This window comes from Cystobacter fuscus DSM 2262 (genome assembly GCF_000335475.2).
Taxonomy (GTDB): Bacteria; Myxococcota; Myxococcia; order Myxococcales; family Myxococcaceae; genus Cystobacter; species Cystobacter fuscus.
The window spans coordinates 389,958-406,469 of the sequence record NZ_ANAH02000005.1 but is presented as its reverse complement, the minus strand read 5'-3'; the positions used below and the strand labels follow the sequence as shown (position 1 = coordinate 406,469).

The 16,512-nt window shown below is 67.8% G+C and carries 14 protein-coding genes and 1 pseudogene; 8 read left to right on the top strand and 7 right to left on the bottom strand.

Annotated features, from left to right (window positions below; genetic code table 11):
• Positions 1-86: 86 nt before the first annotated feature.
• Positions 87-242, bottom strand: coding sequence for a luciferase domain-containing protein (locus tag D187_RS59515; RefSeq protein ID WP_438356945.1), 156 nt, complete (start codon positions 240-242; stop codon positions 87-89).
• A gap of 41 nt (positions 243-283) precedes the next feature.
• Between D187_RS59515 and D187_RS59510 the strand changes: the two are divergent.
• Positions 284-490 (top strand): annotated as a pseudogene (locus D187_RS59510) (DUF6310 domain-containing protein); the annotation flags it as partial.
• 134 nt (positions 491-624) lie between these two features.
• Here the strand turns inward: D187_RS59510 and D187_RS09200 are convergent.
• Complete coding sequence (locus tag D187_RS09200; RefSeq protein ID WP_043428948.1) at positions 625-1,026, bottom strand: YybH family protein; 402 nt, start codon at positions 1,024-1,026, stop codon at positions 625-627.
• A gap of 470 nt (positions 1,027-1,496) precedes the next feature.
• Between D187_RS09200 and D187_RS09195 the strand changes: the two genes are divergently transcribed.
• Both D187_RS09195 and D187_RS49690 read left to right on the top strand, forming a co-directional pair.
• Positions 1,497-2,552: a patatin-like phospholipase family protein gene (locus tag D187_RS09195; protein WP_002623367.1), complete on the top strand. Its 1,056-nt coding sequence runs from the start codon at positions 1,497-1,499 to the stop codon at positions 2,550-2,552.
• A gap of 152 nt (positions 2,553-2,704) precedes the next feature.
• Positions 2,705-4,648: an ATP-binding protein gene (locus tag D187_RS49690; protein WP_002623368.1), complete on the top strand. Its 1,944-nt coding sequence runs from the start codon at positions 2,705-2,707 to the stop codon at positions 4,646-4,648.
• Positions 4,649-4,677: 29 nt separating this feature from the next.
• Here the strand turns inward: D187_RS49690 and D187_RS09185 are convergent, their stop codons facing one another.
• Positions 4,678-5,334 carry a class I SAM-dependent DNA methyltransferase gene (locus tag D187_RS09185; protein WP_002623369.1) on the bottom strand — a complete coding sequence of 219 codons (657 nt, stop codon included), beginning with the start codon at positions 5,332-5,334 and terminating at the stop codon, positions 4,678-4,680.
• Between the two features lie 280 nt (positions 5,335-5,614).
• Between D187_RS09185 and D187_RS09180 the strand changes: the two genes are divergently transcribed.
• The gene (locus D187_RS09180; RefSeq protein WP_002623370.1) at positions 5,615-6,955 is read left to right on the top strand and encodes a cytochrome P450; all 1,341 of its coding nucleotides are present in this window, start codon (positions 5,615-5,617) and stop codon (positions 6,953-6,955) included.
• Between the two features lie 62 nt (positions 6,956-7,017).
• Here D187_RS09180 and D187_RS09175 read toward each other — a convergent pair whose 3' ends face one another.
• Positions 7,018-7,791: a peptidoglycan recognition protein family protein gene (locus D187_RS09175; protein ID WP_245591654.1), complete on the bottom strand. Its 774-nt coding sequence runs from the start codon at positions 7,789-7,791 to the stop codon at positions 7,018-7,020.
• Between the two features lie 185 nt (positions 7,792-7,976).
• On the opposite strand from D187_RS09175, the gene D187_RS09170 reads away from it, so the two are divergent.
• From D187_RS09170 to D187_RS09160, 3 genes are all read left to right on the top strand, one after another.
• On the top strand, positions 7,977-9,461 hold the full coding sequence (locus D187_RS09170) for a glutamate-cysteine ligase family protein (protein WP_002623372.1): 1,485 nt from the start codon (positions 7,977-7,979) through the stop codon (positions 9,459-9,461).
• Between the two features lie 178 nt (positions 9,462-9,639).
• A complete protein-coding gene (locus D187_RS54910; protein ID WP_155893265.1) occupies positions 9,640-10,137 on the top strand; it encodes a hypothetical protein in 498 nt (165 codons plus the stop codon).
• Between the two features lie 13 nt (positions 10,138-10,150).
• Positions 10,151-10,549: a hypothetical protein gene (locus D187_RS09160; protein ID WP_043428947.1), complete on the top strand. Its 399-nt coding sequence runs from the start codon at positions 10,151-10,153 to the stop codon at positions 10,547-10,549.
• 10 nt (positions 10,550-10,559) lie between these two features.
• Here the strand turns inward: D187_RS09160 and D187_RS09155 are convergent, their stop codons facing one another.
• The 3 genes from D187_RS09155 to D187_RS09145 form a co-directional block, all read right to left on the bottom strand.
• A complete protein-coding gene (locus D187_RS09155; protein WP_002623378.1) occupies positions 10,560-11,261 on the bottom strand; it encodes a hypothetical protein in 702 nt (233 codons plus the stop codon).
• 66 nt (positions 11,262-11,327) lie between these two features.
• Positions 11,328-13,124, bottom strand: a complete 1,797-nt coding sequence (locus D187_RS09150) for a CBM96 family carbohydrate-binding protein (RefSeq protein ID WP_169433418.1) — start codon at positions 13,122-13,124, stop codon at positions 11,328-11,330.
• Positions 13,125-13,421: 297 nt separating this feature from the next.
• Positions 13,422-14,360, bottom strand: coding sequence for an L-lactate dehydrogenase (locus D187_RS09145; protein ID WP_002623384.1), 939 nt, complete (start codon positions 14,358-14,360; stop codon positions 13,422-13,424).
• Positions 14,361-14,551: 191 nt separating this feature from the next.
• On the opposite strand from D187_RS09145, the gene D187_RS09140 reads away from it, so the two are divergent.
• Positions 14,552-16,507: a carbohydrate binding domain-containing protein gene (locus D187_RS09140; protein ID WP_002623386.1), complete on the top strand. Its 1,956-nt coding sequence runs from the start codon at positions 14,552-14,554 to the stop codon at positions 16,505-16,507.
• The last annotated feature ends 5 nt before the right edge of the window (positions 16,508-16,512 follow it).

Sequence of the window (16,512 nt, the reverse complement as noted above, 5' to 3'; positions counted from 1 at the left end):
GCCTGGTCCGAAACCTGAACCATACCGTGGAATCTTCCTTCGGGGAGCCTGCGAGGGCTCGAGGGACGCGGTGCTCGGCTGTGACATCAAGCGCTGCCGCGCGCGTAGCGCCAGGAGGCGGTCACGAGCGTGGTGACCACCTCGATCTCGGCCGGATCCCGCGGCGCGTAGACCATGACGATGTCGCGGGAGACGCTGGGATAACCGGTGAGGGGATGCTTCTCCGCCCAGCCGCTCGCGATCGCCTTGCTGCGCAGCGGTTCCGGCAGGGGCAGGCTCAGCGCCGAGCCCGGAAGAGCCCGTGGACTGGGACCCGAGGTATGCCAACCTCCAGCGAGCGGCGAAGCTGCCCTGGACGGACGGGGGGCGGTGCGCCGTCCGCGAAGCTTCCGAGCCATGGCCCGTGCTGGCGGAGCGGTGCTATCAGGCCCTCGACCATGACCGGATCGAGTTTCACGACCTCACGGGACGATGCGCGGTGGCCTCCGCTACCCTGACACAGGGGGCATGCGGCCCAGTTGGGTGAAGACGCTCGCGGACCTGAGCTGCCGTGGTTCCCTCGGCCTCTCGGGGGCTCACGAGAAGTCCGTGGGAGCCTGGCGGGAGCGTGTGCCCACGGACTCGCTATCGGGTGCCTTTCGTCCACGCCCAGGCCGCCACGCGCCAGCCTTCCGCCGTCTTCCGCAACGCGACCGTAAACATTGCTCCGGACTGCGTGACCTTCGTGCCGTTCAGGTTGAATGTCATGGTCGCCGGCAGGACGACATAGGCAGTATCGCCGGTGACGTCGTTGTGCAGCGGCTCCCCAACACTGACGAAATAGCCGGAAGCACCGTGTCCCTTGCCTTCGCTCAGGACGTCCCTGTACCAGTCCTGAGCCGCCGTCGGCCCCTGCCAGACGTGCGGCGCCATGCCGTCGAGAATCTGGCCAGGGACAGAGAACGTCGCTGCCATTGCCTGCACGTCACCTCGGTTGAAGGCATCGAGGTATTGGTGCACCGCCGCCCACGGAGTCTCTGTACCCATGTGTTTGCCCTCCCGTTTGCCGGCGCCGGAGCAGTGAGCTCACCGTGCGTCGATGCTGCTTTAGACTGACTAACTCCCAAGCTCAGCTGCGAGCACGTTACAAACGGTGTGACGCTCCCCGGGCAGGTGAGGAGGATGGGAGGGTGGCGCTTGAGGCAGTTCGTCATCCCGCCCTTGCTGTGCCTTCGTTTCGGCTGACTGATCCTCCTGTGTCGGCTCAAAGGAAGCCAAGTACTTCGATGGGTCGTCATGGGAACAGCGGGCCTGGCGCTGGTGCTGTGCATCTACAGGTTGTTCAAGGTGCTCCCCCTGTACGCGGGGTAGAGGCCAGTCGCCCGGGCCCAGGAGCGCTTCGACGCGCGTCCTTGAACAGGGACGGGGCGGGCATCCGGATGGCCGCTGGCCCGGGTCCGCCGTCTTCACATCCAACACCCGCTGCCCTCTGCCTCCTCGAGGAGGACGGAGCGAAGATGGAACCCGACAAGGTGGATCTGGTGTTCGAGGGGGGCGGTGTCAAGGGCATCGCACTGGCGGGAGCGGTCGAGTGCCTGGAGACGATGGGGCTGAAGCCGCAGAACGTCGTGGGCACCTCGGCCGGAGCCGTCGTCGCGGCGCTGGTGGCGGCGGGGTACTCGGCGAGGGACGTGCGCGGCATCATGGCGGGGCTCGACTACCGGCGCTTCCGGGACATGAGCCTCCTGGATCGGCTCCCCGTGGTGGGCCCCGCGCTGAGCCTGCTCCGGGAGAAGGGCCTCTACGAGGGCGTCTACCTCGAGAGCTGGTTGCGCAAGCTGCTGGCCGAGTCGCCTCGCCAGGTGCACACCTTCAAGGACCTGCTCTGGGAGGACGAGGAGGGACGGGAGGTCGATCCGAAATACCGCTACAGGCTCCAGGTCGTCGCCACGGATCTCTCCCGGCGCAAGCAGCTCGTCCTGCCGTGGGACATCCGGGACTATGGGAGGGATCCCGATCATCTCGACGTGGCCTGGGCGGTGCGGATGAGCATGAGCATCCCCCTCTTCTTCGAGCCCGTGCGACTCGAGGATGGCCAGGGCCACACGAGCTTCATCGTGGATGGAGGCGTGCTCAGCAACTTCCCCGTCGACATCCTCGATGACGGGAGCGCCCACCCGAGGTGGCCCACGTTCGGACTCAAGCTGGTGGATCGGACGCGGGCGGATGGCCGGGAAGAGGTGGTGCCGGGCCGCATCCAGGGGCCCTTGTCGTTGCTCAAGGCGATGATCTCCACCATGCTCGAGGCGCACGACACGCGCTACATCGAGCAGAAGAACTTCGAGCGCACCATCGCCATCCCTACCCTGGGCGTGAAGACCACGGACTTTGGTCTGCGCGAGGAACAGGTCCACGCGCTCTACCAGGCGGGCTACACGGCCGCCGAGCGGTTCCTCCAGACGTGGGACTTCCAGGGGTGGATCCGGAAGCATCGCCAGTCCGAGTCGCCGCGCCAGGAGACGGCGAGCGAGAGCGCCGGGGAGGGTATCACGGCCCTGGCGGCGTCGATGTGAGGGGAGTCTGTCGTGGGAGGAGGCGCGTGAGGGCTCTTCCACGAGCGCCCGGCTGGCGGCCTCCCGTGCGCCCCTTGGGAAAAACCCTGTCCCCGAGGACAATCGCCCGAGCCGCGCCGCGAGCCCATCCCCGCGAGTGCCGCCACGCAGCCATGGCGAACCTCCTCACGCCCGAGACACTCCCCTCCGCGCATCCACCACCCGAGCCTCGGGAGGAGGTTTCCGCGCCCCCCGTGGTCCGCTCCTGGCTGATGGATCGGCTGGACTCACTGCTCTCGGAGTCGTTGCGGCGGGCGGAGCCCTCGGAGCTCATCCGCCACCGGATCATGGTCGGCGCCGCCTGCTTCTTCTCGCTGATCAACGTGGTGTTCGTGCTGCGCTCCATCTCGCAGGGCAACCACCCGTATGTGGCCCTCCTCGCCAGCATTGGCTTCCTGGGGACGTTGGTGCTGGCACGCAGGGGCCGCGCTCCCATCGCGCCCGCGATGGTGCTGCTGGCGACCCTGTTCCTGGGGCTGGTGCTCACCACCTTCGTGAGCAGGAGACCCACGGGCGGCGATCATGCCGTGAACATGTTGCTGCCCGTCCTCGCGGTGTACCTGGTGGGGCCACGCCTCGGGTTGTCCATCACCCTCGCCCTGTTCGTGGCGCTGGGCCTGCTCCACCCGTATTACCGGTCGCAGGTGGGCATCGACCCCAGCACCCTCACCCTCGGCGGCCTCTGGTTCAGCCATGTGTTCGCGGGCATCTCCTCCCTGGGTGTCTGGGCCCTGAGCTCGTTGCACAGCACCGCGCGCGACGCGGCGCAGGCCACCATCGAGCGCACGGTGCGGGAGCTGCGCGACAGCCAGAGCAAGCTCAACAGCGTCTTCGAGAGCACCGACGACATCGTGGTCTCGATTGATTCACAAGCGCGCCTGCTCACCGCGAACTCGGCCGCGAGGTTCATCTACGAGCATCGCGGTGGCATCGTGCTCGAACCGGGGACGCCGCTCTTCCAGCATGAGCCGCCCGAGAGCCGCAAGGCCTGGGATGCCCGGCTCGTCCAGGTGCTCCAGGGCCAGCGCCTGCGCTTCGAGCAGATCTACGAGGACCAGCAGGGCCTGTTGGTGCTGGACACCAGCGTGCATCCCATCGTGGATGAGGGGGGCCAGGTCGTGGGGATGACGATCTTCGGCCGTGATGTCACCGCCCGGAGGCAGGCCGAGGCCCGGCTGGGGGAGATGCACCGCACCCTGGTGGACGTCTCGCGCCAGGCGGGCATGGCCGAGGTCGCCACCGGCGTGCTCCACAACGTGGGCAACACCCTCAACAGCGTCAACATCTCCACCAGCCTCGTCATCGATCAGATCCGCAGGTCCCGGGTGACGAGCCTGGCCCGGGTCGCCACCCTGCTGCGTGAGCACCTCGCCGACATCCCCGCCTTCTTCGCCCGGGATCCCCAGGGCCAGAAGCTCCCGCCCTTCCTCATCGCCTTGTCCGAGCAGCTCCAGGAGGAGCGGGAAGCGATGCTCCGGGAGATGCACTCGCTGGGCGAGAGCGTCGAGCACATCAACTCCATCGTCAGCATGCAGCAGAAGCACGCGCGGGCCGCGGGCGCCGTGGAGCATGTGGCCGTGCCTCGACTCATCGACGAGGCGTTGCGTCTGCACGCCGTCTCCTTCGAGCGTCTGCTCATCCACGTCGAGCGTGACTACGCCGAGGTGCCTCCCATCTTCGTGGACCGGCACAAGCTGTTGCAGATCCTCATCAACCTGGTGAGCAACGCGCGGCACGCGCTGGTGGCGAGTCCGAAGAAGGACAAGCGGTTGGGCATCCACGTGCGGCGCGCACCCGGGACAGGGCATCTGCACATCGAGGTGACCGACAATGGGGTCGGCATCGCTCCGGAGAACCTGGGGCGCATGTTCTCCCAGGGCTTCACCACGAAGAAGATGGGGCACGGCTTCGGCCTGCACATCAGCGCCCTGGCCGCCGCCGAGATGAAGGGGCGGCTGTCCTGCTCCAGTCCTGGCCTGGAGCAGGGTGCCACCTTCCTCCTCGAGCTGCCGATGCAGACCGAGGTCCCCCCGGACCAGGACGCGGAGCCCTCCTGAGAGGGGACCGGGTGGAGGAGGGCGGGTGCTCAGGCCCTCCGCCAGAGCAGGGCGAGCAGCCGGGGCACCTCCGAGCGCGGAGCACCCGGGTCCCGGCAATCCCTCGCTCGCACCAGCACGAAGCCCGCGTCCGCGGCCGCGTTCAGGTACTCCGAGACTTCGTGCAGGTGGCTGCGGACGTTCTGGAGGGCACCGGTGTCCGGGTCCACGAAATACGCCTGCTTGCCCTGGAGCTGCCGGAAGGGGTGCAGCTCGCAGACGAAGAGCGCGCCGCCCGGCCTGAGGACGCGCCTCGCCTCGGAGAAGACGAAAGACAGCTCCTCGATGTGCTCCAGCACCAGGTTGCAGGTGACGGTGTCGCGAGAGGCCTCCGCGACGGGCCAGCGCTCGCGCAGGTCCTGCAGGAAGAACTGGACGTGTTGAACCCCCGGGCGCTCGCGGGCGCGGTTCAACATCTTCTCCGAGGCATCGAGCGCGAGCAGGCTGCGCGCCCGGGGGGCGAGCCACTCGGTGTTCTTCCCGGTGCCGCAGCCGATCTCCAGGACGTCACCTCGGAAGAGGGACGGGTCCTGGCCCTGGAGGATGGCGGCGTCGAGGTCACGCGTGGCGTTGGCCTGGGTGTCGTACACCTCGGACCAGACGTCGTACGCGGTCGCCACTTCGTCGGGGGGGCGCTTCGTGGTCATCTTCATCTCCTCCGCGGGGAGGTGACGAAGGCTCGTCACCTTCCCGTGTCTGGGGCCTCGCGGCCCACGGGTTCAGGTGACGTAGCTTTGTTCGCCCCCTCGAGGAGGAGGCCCGCAGCAGCGTCACTGCTGCGGTCCAGCGGTCGCTTGGCTACCACGCCCTCGGGGGAGGTGTCAAAGCGCTCCGCTCCCGCTGGGGTGGGGCTCTCTTTCCGGTGAGATAGGGTTGTAAACTTTCATCTCCAAGGGCCATTTCCCCCACGGCCCGGAGACGCGCGACATGACGCCCCAGGCCGACACCCCTTCCCCCGCTCCCGAGAACCTTCCGCTCCCGCCCGGCAGGACGGGACTCCCGCTGCTCGGCGAGACGTTGGATTTCCTGCGCTCCAGCCGTGACTTCGCCGAGCGGCGGCGGCGCCAGTACGGCCCCGTCTTCCGCTCGCACGTGCTGGGCGCGCCCGCCGCGTTCCTGCTCGGCCCGGATGCCCTCCAGTGGATCTTCGCGGGCGAGGGCAAGTACTTGAAGAACCGCTGGACTTCGGGAGTCCGCCAACTGCTCGGGGCCAACAGCCTGGCGCTGCTCGAGGGCGAGGAGCACCTGGAGCGTCGCCGCCTGCTCGCGCCCCACTTCAGCTACGCGACGATGCGCGGGTTCGTGCCCGCCATCGAGTCGCTCGCCACGCGGCACTTCGAGCGTTGGGCGGCGCTCCCGGGGGACTTCACCCTGTGGCCCGCCATGCGGGAGCTGGCGTTCGAGATCGCCCTGTCGCTCATCTTCGGCCAGGACCGCGTGGACGTGCCGTTCCTGATGCGCCACTTCCAGGCGTGGACGGCGGGGCTCTTCGTCCCGCTGGCGGTGAACCTGCCCTGGACGACGTTCGGACGGGCGCTCGCCGCGAAGAAGGCGATGATCACCTATCTGGACGAGCTCGTCGCCGAGCGGCAGAAGCGGACCGAGCAGCCGCCGGATCTGCTGGGCTCGCTGCTGCGGCACCGGGAGGGGGAGGAGCCCCTGTCGCGAGAGGCCATCGTCGAGGAGCTGCAGTTGCTGCTCTTCGCCGGACACGACACCACCGTCACCGCCACCTGCAACCTCATGCTGCAGCTGGCCCAGCACCCGGACGTGCTCCAGAAGGGCCGCGAGGCGGTGGCGGGCATGGAGGGTCCGCTCACCCTGGATGGGCTGCGGGCGATGCCCTACCTCGTGCAGCTCATCCACGAGGGGATGCGCCTCATTCCCCCCATCGGTGGGGCCTTCCGCGTCACCACGCGGGACGTGGTCTACAACGGCTACCGCATCCCCAAGGGGTGGATGGTGCCCGTGACCATTCGGATGGCGCACTCGAGCGAGCACTGGCCGGCGTGGGAGCGCTTCGATCCCGAGCGCTTCAGCTCCGAGAGCAACGAGCAACGCAAGCCGGGCACGTTCGTCCCCTTCGGAGGGGGACCGCGCATCTGCCTGGGGCAGCACTTCGCGATGGTGGAGATGAGCGTGATGCTGGCGCTGCTGCTCAAGCACTACACGTGGGAGCTCGTGCCGGGGCAGGATCTCTCGTACATCCTGGTTCCCTTCGCCAGGCCCCGAAGCGGCATCCAGCTGCGTTTGCGCCGGCGGGACTGATCGGGGCCGATGGGCCGGCCCCTCGGGGGAGGGGCCGGAGGAGCATGCGGTCTGGCGGCGCGTCAGAGGACGGCGTCCACGGCGCGGCGCACACGGGCCCAGTCGAAGTTGTCGGCGGGGTCCGTCTTGCGGCCCGGGGCCACGTCGCGGTGGCCGAGGATGTTCTGCTTGGGCACCCGGTACGTGCGGGCCAGGTACGGCACGAGCCGCTCCAGGACGCGGTACTGCTCTTCCGTGAAGGGCGTCGTGCCGGAGCCGTCGTTGGTGAGCTCGATGCCGATGGAGCGCAGGTTGACGCTGGGCTTCGTCTCCCCGTACAGCGAGGACACCCCGGCGTGCCAGGCGGCGCGCGAGTCCTGCACCAGTTGGTAGAGCGTGCCTCCAGGCGCCACGAGGTAGTGCGCGCTCACGCGATTGGGACCGCTGCCCTTGCGCAGCGTGGCCAGGTCCACGCTGGCGCGGTTGGAGGCGGTGTGGTGCAGGAGGATGACGTCGATGTCCGTGCCCCGGCGCGGCTCGTGGTTGGGGGAGGGCCGGGACACCACCTTCGGCTTGTAGACGGGCACCAGGGCCTTGAGGAGCGCCGCGCGCGTGCCGGGCCCATAGACGCCGTCCGGGGTGAGCCGCCAGTCGCTCTGGAAGGCCTGGAGCGCGGCCGTCGTCTTCGGCCCGAAGTCCCCATCCGCCCGGGTTGTCAGGTACTTGAGCCGCACGAGCACCGTCTGGAGTCGTTGCACCTCGGGTCCTTGCGCGCCCTCACGGAGCTCATCCTCGGGCAGCGACGAGGAGGTCGGAGCGGCGGAAGAGGGGGATATGGCGTTAGCGGTGGTGGACATGGGTTCGATCATACCGAGAAGCCATTCGACGAGCCGCTGGCTGGCGGCCAACTGTCCAGCCGAGCGCTGAATGACACGCCCGCGAGGGTCGGTTCGCCCAAAACACGGCATTGGCCGCCAGTCCATGGGGGCTCCCTCTCCTGGAGAGAGGCTCCCTATCTTGTATGTGACGACAGGAGGCCCCCGTGGGTCAGGCCCTCGAGAAAGAGGAGTTCACTCCGGAAGAGGTGGCACGATTCTCGGCGCGACTGGAGGAGTCGCTCGAGGCGCTGGAGCGAGTCCTTGCCCGTCCAGGCTTCGGCGTGGGGCCGCGCACGTTGGGTGCCGAACTGGAGGCGCACCTCGTGGACATTGGGGGCCGAGCCCTGAGTGTCTGTGGGGAGGTGCTCGCGCGTGCCCGCGACCGTCAACTGACGGTGGAGCTGGGCCGCTTCAACGTGGAGATCAACGCGCGGGTGGTGCCGCTGGCGGGGAGGCCGTTCCGCGAGTTCGGGGCGGATCTGACGCGCATGCTCGCGCGGTTGCGGCATGCCGCGGGCGAGGTCGGCGGCCGCGTGGCGCTCGTGGGCGTGCTGCCCACCCTGCGGCTGGAGGAGCTGGTGCCGGGGGTGATCTCTCCCTTGCCGCGCTACCGGGCCCTCCAACACGGCCTGCGTAGTCACCGCGCGCGCCCCTTCCGGCTGCACATCGAGGGGGAGGAGACGCTCAGCCACGAGCTGGAGTACATCAGCGCGGCGAGCGCCTGCACCTCGCTGCAGTACCACCTGAAGGTGGATCCGGCGGACTTCGCGCGAGCGCACAACGCCGCCCAGCTCGCCATCGCCCCGGTGCTCGCGCTCTGCGGCAACTCGCCGCTCTTCCTCGGTCGCCGGTTGTGGCACGAGACGCGCATCACGCTCTACCGCCAGCTCACGGACGGACGCTCGAGCGAGGAGGAGTCGATGGAGCTTCCCTCTCGCACGGGTTTCGGCCACGGCTGGGTGCGACAGGGTGCCCACGAGCTCTTCGCCCAGGGGGTGGCACTCCATCCCCCCATCCTCCCGGTCCTGGGACACGAGGCCCCGCTCGAGGTGGTGGCGCGCGGTGGGGTGCCGAGCCTGAGCGAGCTGCGGATGCATCAGGGCACCGTCTATCCCTGGAACCGCGCGGTGTACGACCCTTCCGACGGTGGGCATGTGCGGGTGGAGATGCGTGCGCTGCCCTCGGGGCCCAGCGTGCCGGACATGCTGGCCAATGGCGCCTTCCTGCTGGGGCTGACCCTGTCGCTGATGGAGGAGGTGGAGGCGCTCGTGTCGCGGATGCCCTTCCGTTGCGCGCGCACGAACTTCTACCGCGCGGCGCGTGAGGGGCTGGACGCGCCCTTGTACTGGCCGGGTCGTCCTGGCCAGCCCCTCGTGGTCCAGCCCGTCCGGGAACTCCTGCCCCGCCTGTTGGAGCGGGCGCGGCAGGGGCTCGTGTCAGCAGGGGTGGAGCCGGAGGATGTGGAGCCGCTCTTCGAGCTGCTCGAGGGCCGGCTGCGCACGGGCCGCACCGGAGCGCGTTGGCAGCTCGACGCCCTCGCGCGGCTCGAGGCGGACCGGCCCCGGCACGAGGCGCTCACCGCGATGTTCGAGCGCTACCTGGCCTACTCGGAGGAAGGCATGCCGGTGCATACCTGGCCGGACGCGTGAGGGGCTGGTTTCGTCCACGCCTCCCACCAGTCATCCCGACCACCCCAAGAGGGGCCTCACAGGCCCTGCTCCCGCAGTCACGGCTCTCCCTACCGATTCGAGGGATATGTGCCGGCCTTACCTGCCCGAGTCTGGTAGATAGGGCCGCACGCGCAGAGTTACCAGGAGAACTCCAAGGATGACACAGGCGGTCGCCAAGGAAATGAGATTGATTGTCCTGATAACCGCTCTGGTACTGGCCATCTCGGGATGTGCCCACTCGCAACGGCCAGAGTCCCGAATCTATGTTGTCTCCTCTCAATCAGAGGGAGTTGGCTCCGCGCTCGGAAGTGGTGGTGCTGGTGGTTATGACTGCAACGACGAATTCAAAAAATGCATGAAGAGATGCTGGGATAAACGCTATCCGTGGCCCCACAACAAGAAACAGAGCGGCTGGTACCACGAGCACTGCGAGCAGGATTGCAACAGGGCGTTCAATGAGTGCGAGGATGAGAAGAAGAAGGAGGAGGAGAGGCAAAAGAAATTGAAGTTCTCGCACATGGACGAGGCGATTGACTGGATCAAGAATCACAAGGCCGAGGTGGCGATTGGGACTGTCGTCATCGTCGCTGGCGTTGCCTTCGTTCTCTCAACGGGCGGTTCTGGCACTTTGATTCTTGCTCCTCTTGTTCTCTAATCAGAATGAGGAAATGATGTATAATAAAGATTTTGATGTTGATTTTGTTCTTGAAGTCCTCCGCGTCATGGACGAAAAATACCAGGAAGGCTCGCCAGAAGATGAAGCAATCCGAGTCGCCTCGGTGGCGTTGTTCTATGTTCGTGAGATCCAGAAGCTGAACGATTACCGCGAATTCTTCCGGAAGTTCTATACGCCCGCTGCCGACTATATCGTGCCTTCGCATACGTTTGCGACGAGAGAGGAGGCGGATGAGTGGCTCGCCAGTGGAAAAGCCAACGAGGGTGAACTCGTCAAAATCGCTGGCGAGGGATTCCGGGTGATCCCACTGCGAGATGCGAAGGGGTTGAGGTTTCGTCCAACGCCCCTTCCGGAAGAACTAGATAAAATGAATCCTCCCGACTCGGAGTAGATACCAGGGCTCAGCCGCTCCACCGGCCCACGAGCACGCCGAGCAGGAAGGCCATGGCGATCGCGGCGAGGCCCCAGCCCAGCGGCAGTCCCCGGGGCGCGGTGGCCGGGGGCGAGGGGACGGGCTCTCGGGACGGCAGGGGATCATCGGGGATGAGCACGCGAACCCGGATGCCGCCCGAGCGCAAGGCCACCTCGAGATCCTCGATGCAGCGCTCGTAGTCCTTCGCGGCCATGTCCAGCGGAGTGCCATGGTGGGCCTCGTAGCGTCTCGCCACGGACTCATAGCCGCGCAGCTGGGCCTCTTCCCGGGCGACGTCCACCCACCCGCAGACGAGGGTGGGGGCCGTGCCGCTCCGGGTGACGAGGGAGAGGGGCTGCCGGGCGAGGCGTCCTCCGGCGGTGCTCGGCCCCTCCGGCTCGTCGATGCGCAGGACACGGAGGTGGGGCGCGCGGCCGTAGCGCTTCTGGGCGAAGCGCTCGCGCAGCCGGTCCGCGAAGAGCGCCGCATGGGAGGCGAACATCGTCCGGTTCGATTCGCCCGCGGAGGCGGGGGGGAGCGTCTCGGGCTCCTCGTCCTCCACCACGGGCGCGACCCGCGTCTCGTTCGAGCGCGCGCGCCGGGCGTACTCCCGCTCGTCCTGCTCCAAGGAGCCGGCGCGCGTCTCCTCGGACCGTCTTCCGCCACCCTTGCCCTTGCTGCCATTCGCCATGCGAACTCCTCGTGCACGGCGGAGGATACCTCCCCGGAGGCGGGGCGTCCCCGGGCCCGTCGGCGCTCACGGCCCGGTGTACACGCCGATGGCGCCGGGTTTGCTTGGGGTTCCATCGAAGGCGACGAGGATGCGGCGCTGGGGGCCCGAGCGGTCCACCTGGATGTCCTTCACGGGCAGCCAGTGGACGAAGCTGGGGAGTACGCTCGCGCCGTAGAGCAGCACCTCACCTCCACGCACGCGGCTCAGGCCCTCGCCCCAACTGGCGCCCGCCCAGACGCTCTCGTCGCTCGGGTCCGCGGCCACCGCGGACACCCGGCCCGCTCCATCCACCAGCTCGGTGGACAGGGTGCGCAGCCGCTGCCCGTTCGAGTCCAGCAGCGCCAGGCCCCGGGTGAAGCTGCCCACCCACACGCTCTGGTCTCCCATCACCGCCATGCCCGACACGTTGTCATCCACCCGCTGCTCCCGGGTGGGAAGGGTGGGTTCACTCACGGCATCCGGCCACACGTCGATGCGGTTGGCGCTGTAGGCCCTGCCCTCGGTCTGTACCTGCGCGCTCCAGTAGTTGTAGCCCAGGGTGCCATAGCGGAAGCGGGTGGAGCGGATGGCACCGCCAAACCAGACATCCCCGTTGGGGGCCAAGGAGACGCCGTAGTACGCGTCGGTGAGCAGCACTACCCCCGTCCCGCTCGCGTTCCAGCCGTTGATGGCCGGATGGACATGCTCCATCACCCCCGCGCAGCCGTAGTTCCAGGTCCCCGGGGCGCACGAATAGCCGGTGAAGTCCGCGTTGCCCCAGGCGAAGCCATGGTTGGCGCCAAACCAGACGCCGCGCGTCTTCGGATCATAGGCGATACGCAGGATATGACAGAGCTTCTCCCGCCCGCGAGGCTCGGCGGCGACCATGTTGGGCCCCGAGGAGATGTCGTAATGCACCACCTGGATGCCGGAGCCGGAGAGCGTCACGCGATCCGCGTCCCCGCTCTTGTAGATGCTCGCGTCCGGGGTGCGGCCCGCGGAGGGGGCCGCGTCCCATTCGTCCTCACACGTGGGCATGCCCGCGGCGGGAGCCTTGCCTCCATAGCCGACGAAGGCCACGCCCGCGGGGCCTCCGGCGACCGAGATGACGTTGAGGTACTTCGTCCCCAGAGGGGCGCTCCCATCGATCATGTAGCCATAGGGGCGCAGGCCGTCCTCCATCGTGAAGCGGCGGAAGCGGGTCTGCCCCTTCTCGAGGACGAACAACCCATTCTCTCCGCCCGCCACCCAGAGGTTGCCGCCCGCGTCGGCGCTCACCCCGAGCACACGCGAAGGCAGGCCCTCGGCGCTTCCGTAGAACGTCCAGCCCCCCTGGGTGGGGGCGCCGCCGCCGTCCACCGTCACGACGAGCTGGGGCCTCGTGTCCGTGCTGGGCGACTCGCGCGAGTTGAACACGGTGCCATCCGTCCCCGTGGGACCCAGCGAGAAGCTCACCGTGCTCTTGCCCTGGACGGCGGACGTCACGTCCCACTCCACCCAGGAGTTGGCCGCCACGGACCCGGCGCTGGCCACCCAGGTCTGGTTGCCTGGCCGGGTCTGGTAGGTCACCGAGCCTTCCTGCCACGTCTCATCTGTCGTGTAGACGGCGGGTCCGTTGACCGTGGCATCCGTGGCGTACAGCCGCAGCTTCGCGCCGAGCACGGTCCCCGTCAGGCCCTGGAGCTCGAAGCGGAGGAAGGACTCGTATTGCGGCGAGCCATCCACCTTGAGGACCGAGGAGCCGCCGAAGTTCTGCGTCGCGGTAGTGCCCTCCACCCGGGCATCGGCCACGGGAGCGAAGACCCGGGAGTTCTGCTCGGACCCGGCGGCCAGGGCCGCCATGCCCTGTCCTCCCCATCCACACACCCCGGCGCCCACGACCCAGACACACACTGCCCCTCTCCAACTGCGAGACCCTCTGGCCATGTCCTTCTCCCACCTTGGTTGTCGCGTCTTGTCCTGCCCGCGTGGCCGGGCAGTGCATCCTGGATGCCGTTCGAGGAGAGGGTTTTCGCGAGCCCCCGCGGCTCGAACGGGGAAGGGTGTTTCTCCGCGTGGGAAGACGTGAAGACCTGAGTGCCTTCCCGCCGCCCACGCGGGGAGAACCTGGAGGAGTGCGTCAGGCGTTGGCGCCTGACTTCAGAAGCCCAGGGTGCGGATGGCCTTCCGGATGGTGTCCGCGCTGTGCTTCAAACCCTCGCGCTCGGACTCATTCAGGGGCAGCTCCAGCACCGCCTCCACGCCGCCGCGGTTGACGATGCTCGGCACGCTCATGCACACATCCTGGATGCCCAGGTAGCCCTCCAGGCGGGAGCTCACCGGGAGGACGCGCTGCTCGTTGTGGAGCAACGCCTCGAGGATCTGCGCCGTGGCCAGACCGATGGCGTAGTTGGTGGCGCCCTTGCCCTGGATGACCTGGTAGGCGGCGTTGCGCACGTTGTCGAAGATGCGCTGGCGGTCCTCGTCCGTGAGCCGCGCGCGCCCGGGGACGGCCCACTGCATCAGGGGCACCCCGCCCACGGAGGCCAGGCTCCACAGGGGGAGCTCCGAGTCCCCATGCTCGCCCGCGATGATGGCGTGGACGTTCTGCACCGCCACGTTCAGGTGACGTGCCAGCAGGAAGCGGAAGCGCGAGGAGTCCAGCACCGTGCCGCTGCCGAGTACCCGCCTGGTGGGCAGGCCGCTGAGCTTCTGCACCACGTACGTCAACACGTCCACCGGGTTGGTCACCAGCAGCAGCAGGGCGTCAGGGGCGACCTTCAGCAACTGGGGCACGAGCGAGCGGCACAGCGCCACGTTCGCCTCCGCCAGTTCCATGCGCGTCTGTCCGGGCTTCTGCTTGGCGCCCGCGGTGATGACGATGACGTCCGCCCCCGCGCACACGCCGATGTCGTCCGAGCCTTCCAGCGTGGCCATGGGGACGAACTGGAGGCCATGGTTCAGGTCCAGCACCTCCGCGTCCACCTTGGCCCGGTTGACGTCATAGATGGCGATGTTCTTGGCGACTCCGCGAATCATGGACGCGTAGGCCACCGTGGCGCCCACCGCGCCCGCTCCGATGATGGCGATCTTGCTCACACGCTCTGTCATAGGCGGCGCAGACAACCACACCGGGTTCCAGGAGGGGGAGGCAATTTTTCCGACGGTCTTCCGGCGGACGCCCGCCCTCCGCGGGGGAGCGTCCGCGTATCCTCGGACCGCTGTCTACACCCCGTGGAGAATGCCCCGGAATGATGCGACGAAGCAGGAAGTCTGTAGGGACGCGGTATGTGTTGGCCCTCCTGGCCGTGGGCCTGATGGCCGGTGGATGCAAGGTGACCGAGGAGCCGCCGCCGGAGCCTCAGCCGCAGCCTCAGCCGAACCCCGAACCACCCGCCCCCCTCGTGGTGGACGGGCAGCGCTACTCGTTGACCTGGGAGGAGGACTTCGGCGGGGCGTTGAACGGGGGCCAGCCCAGGTCCTTTCTCAACACGAACTTCTGGACGAAGGAGAACCTGGGCGTCAACAACGAGCAGCAGGCCTACACCAACCGGGAGTGTCCCGACCATCCGAATGACTGGAATTACTGTGTCGAGAACGGCAGGTTGAGCCTGCGTGCGCGGCACGAGTCCCTGGACTGTGTCGTCTGGAAGCAATGCACGGCCGACGCCGAGTGCGGTCAGGGGGGCACCTGCGCGGCGACGAAGTACTGCGTGTACGATCAGAACAAGAACGGCGTGTCCGACCACGAGGAGTGCGCGCCCTTCAACGGCACGGGCAACGCGCCGCACAACGAGACGTCGTACACCTCGGGCCGCATCAAGAGCGACGAGAAGGTCGAGTTCCGCTACGGCTACATCGAGTTCCGGGCGCGCATGCCCTTCGCGGAGCTGCCCGCGGGCACCACGCCGCCCAATGGGATGTGGCCCGCCATCTGGATGCTCGGGGCCAACAGCGGCATCGAGAAGGGAGGCCGTGAAGACACGGTGGGCTGGCCCATGAGTGGGGAGATCGACATCATGGAGTACACCCAGATCAAGGAGAACCCGGTCCTCTATCCCCAGAACGAGGCCATGGGCTTCAACGCCCTGTGGCGCGAATATCCCGAGGTGGGCGAGGCCGCCATGGCGGCGGGGGCCTGGCAGCCCAACGCATGCAGCTCCTGGCCCAACAATGGAGATGCCAAATGTGACGGGGACGTGGGTGGGGCGCGCGTGAGCTGGGGAGGAAAGACGATCGACTACCACCAGTGGCACACCTGGGGTTTTCTCTGGGACGAGAACGGCTTCAAGATCTACATCGACGAGCTGCCCCAGAACGGGGGCAAGCCCGTGGCCTCCTTCAGCACGGGTGACGACGCGACCGAGTACCGCCAGCCGATGTTCCTCATCCTCAACAACGCGGTGGGTGGGGATCTGGGGTGCTCGGGCTGGTCGGGCCGTGCCTGCACCACCAGCGCGCAGTGCGCCAATGGCGCGGCGTGTGAGAACGGCATGTGCAAGGAGACGCCGGGGTCATGCGTCGACGTCGACTGGGCGGCCCATGGAGACAAGGCCCAGTTGGAGGTGGATTACGTGCGCTGGTTCCACCGCGACTCGGGTTATGCGCGGGCCAAGGCGGCGCCCTGCCAGGATGGCAACGGCGATGGGACGCCCGACAACATCATCCGCAACTGCGGCTTCGAGGAGGACTACACCTCCCACCGCACCGATCTCTTCTTCGAGGGCGGCGGCGGTCTGACGGACATCCTCAACGAGGGCGGTGCGCACGGCTTCGTGCAGTGGGTGCGCGTCGACAACGGGGGAACGCAGCCCTACAGCGTGCAGGTCCGGCAGGAGGGCTTTCAGTTGCAGGCGGGCACGTCCTATCAGTGGACGGTGGACCTGAAGACGAGCGCGGCCCTCTCCGTGCCCATCAAGATCACCCTGGCGCACGAGCCGTGGACGACCGTGGCTTCCTTCTCGTGTGACGTCGGCACGGCGTGGACGACGTGCGGCCCGCCCCCGTTCACCGTGACGGCCACGGACACCTACAAGTTCGAGATCGATCTGGGCAACGTCGGCGCGAGCAAGACCAACGGCATCCAGGCGTACATCGACAACATGTACCTGGCCACCACGGCGAACACCTGCCAACCCGAGTGCACGGGCAAGCTGTGTGGTGATGATGGTTGCGGTGGCTCGTGTGGCGCGTGCGCGGCGGGGACGACCTGCGGCGATTGGGGTCAGTGCGTCGCGCCGAAGTAGGCACG

Coding starts and splice junctions, on each gene's coding strand:
- D187_RS09200 (WP_043428948.1), bottom strand. CDS start 1,026: ATGGGTACAGAGACTCCGTGGGCGGCGGTGCACCAATACCTCGATGCC.
- D187_RS09195 (WP_002623367.1), top strand. CDS start 1,497: ATGGAACCCGACAAGGTGGATCTGGTGTTCGAGGGGGGCGGTGTCAAG.
- D187_RS49690 (WP_002623368.1), top strand. CDS start 2,705: ATGGCGAACCTCCTCACGCCCGAGACACTCCCCTCCGCGCATCCACCA.
- D187_RS09185 (WP_002623369.1), bottom strand. CDS start 5,334: ATGACCACGAAGCGCCCCCCCGACGAAGTGGCGACCGCGTACGACGTC.
- D187_RS09180 (WP_002623370.1), top strand. CDS start 5,615: ATGACGCCCCAGGCCGACACCCCTTCCCCCGCTCCCGAGAACCTTCCG.
- D187_RS09175 (WP_245591654.1), bottom strand. CDS start 7,791: ATGTCCACCACCGCTAACGCCATATCCCCCTCTTCCGCCGCTCCGACC.
- D187_RS54910 (WP_155893265.1), top strand. CDS start 9,640: ATGACACAGGCGGTCGCCAAGGAAATGAGATTGATTGTCCTGATAACC.
- D187_RS09160 (WP_043428947.1), top strand. CDS start 10,151: ATGATGTATAATAAAGATTTTGATGTTGATTTTGTTCTTGAAGTCCTC.
- D187_RS09155 (WP_002623378.1), bottom strand. CDS start 11,261: ATGGCGAATGGCAGCAAGGGCAAGGGTGGCGGAAGACGGTCCGAGGAG.
- D187_RS09150 (WP_169433418.1), bottom strand. CDS start 13,124: ATGGCGGCCCTGGCCGCCGGGTCCGAGCAGAACTCCCGGGTCTTCGCT.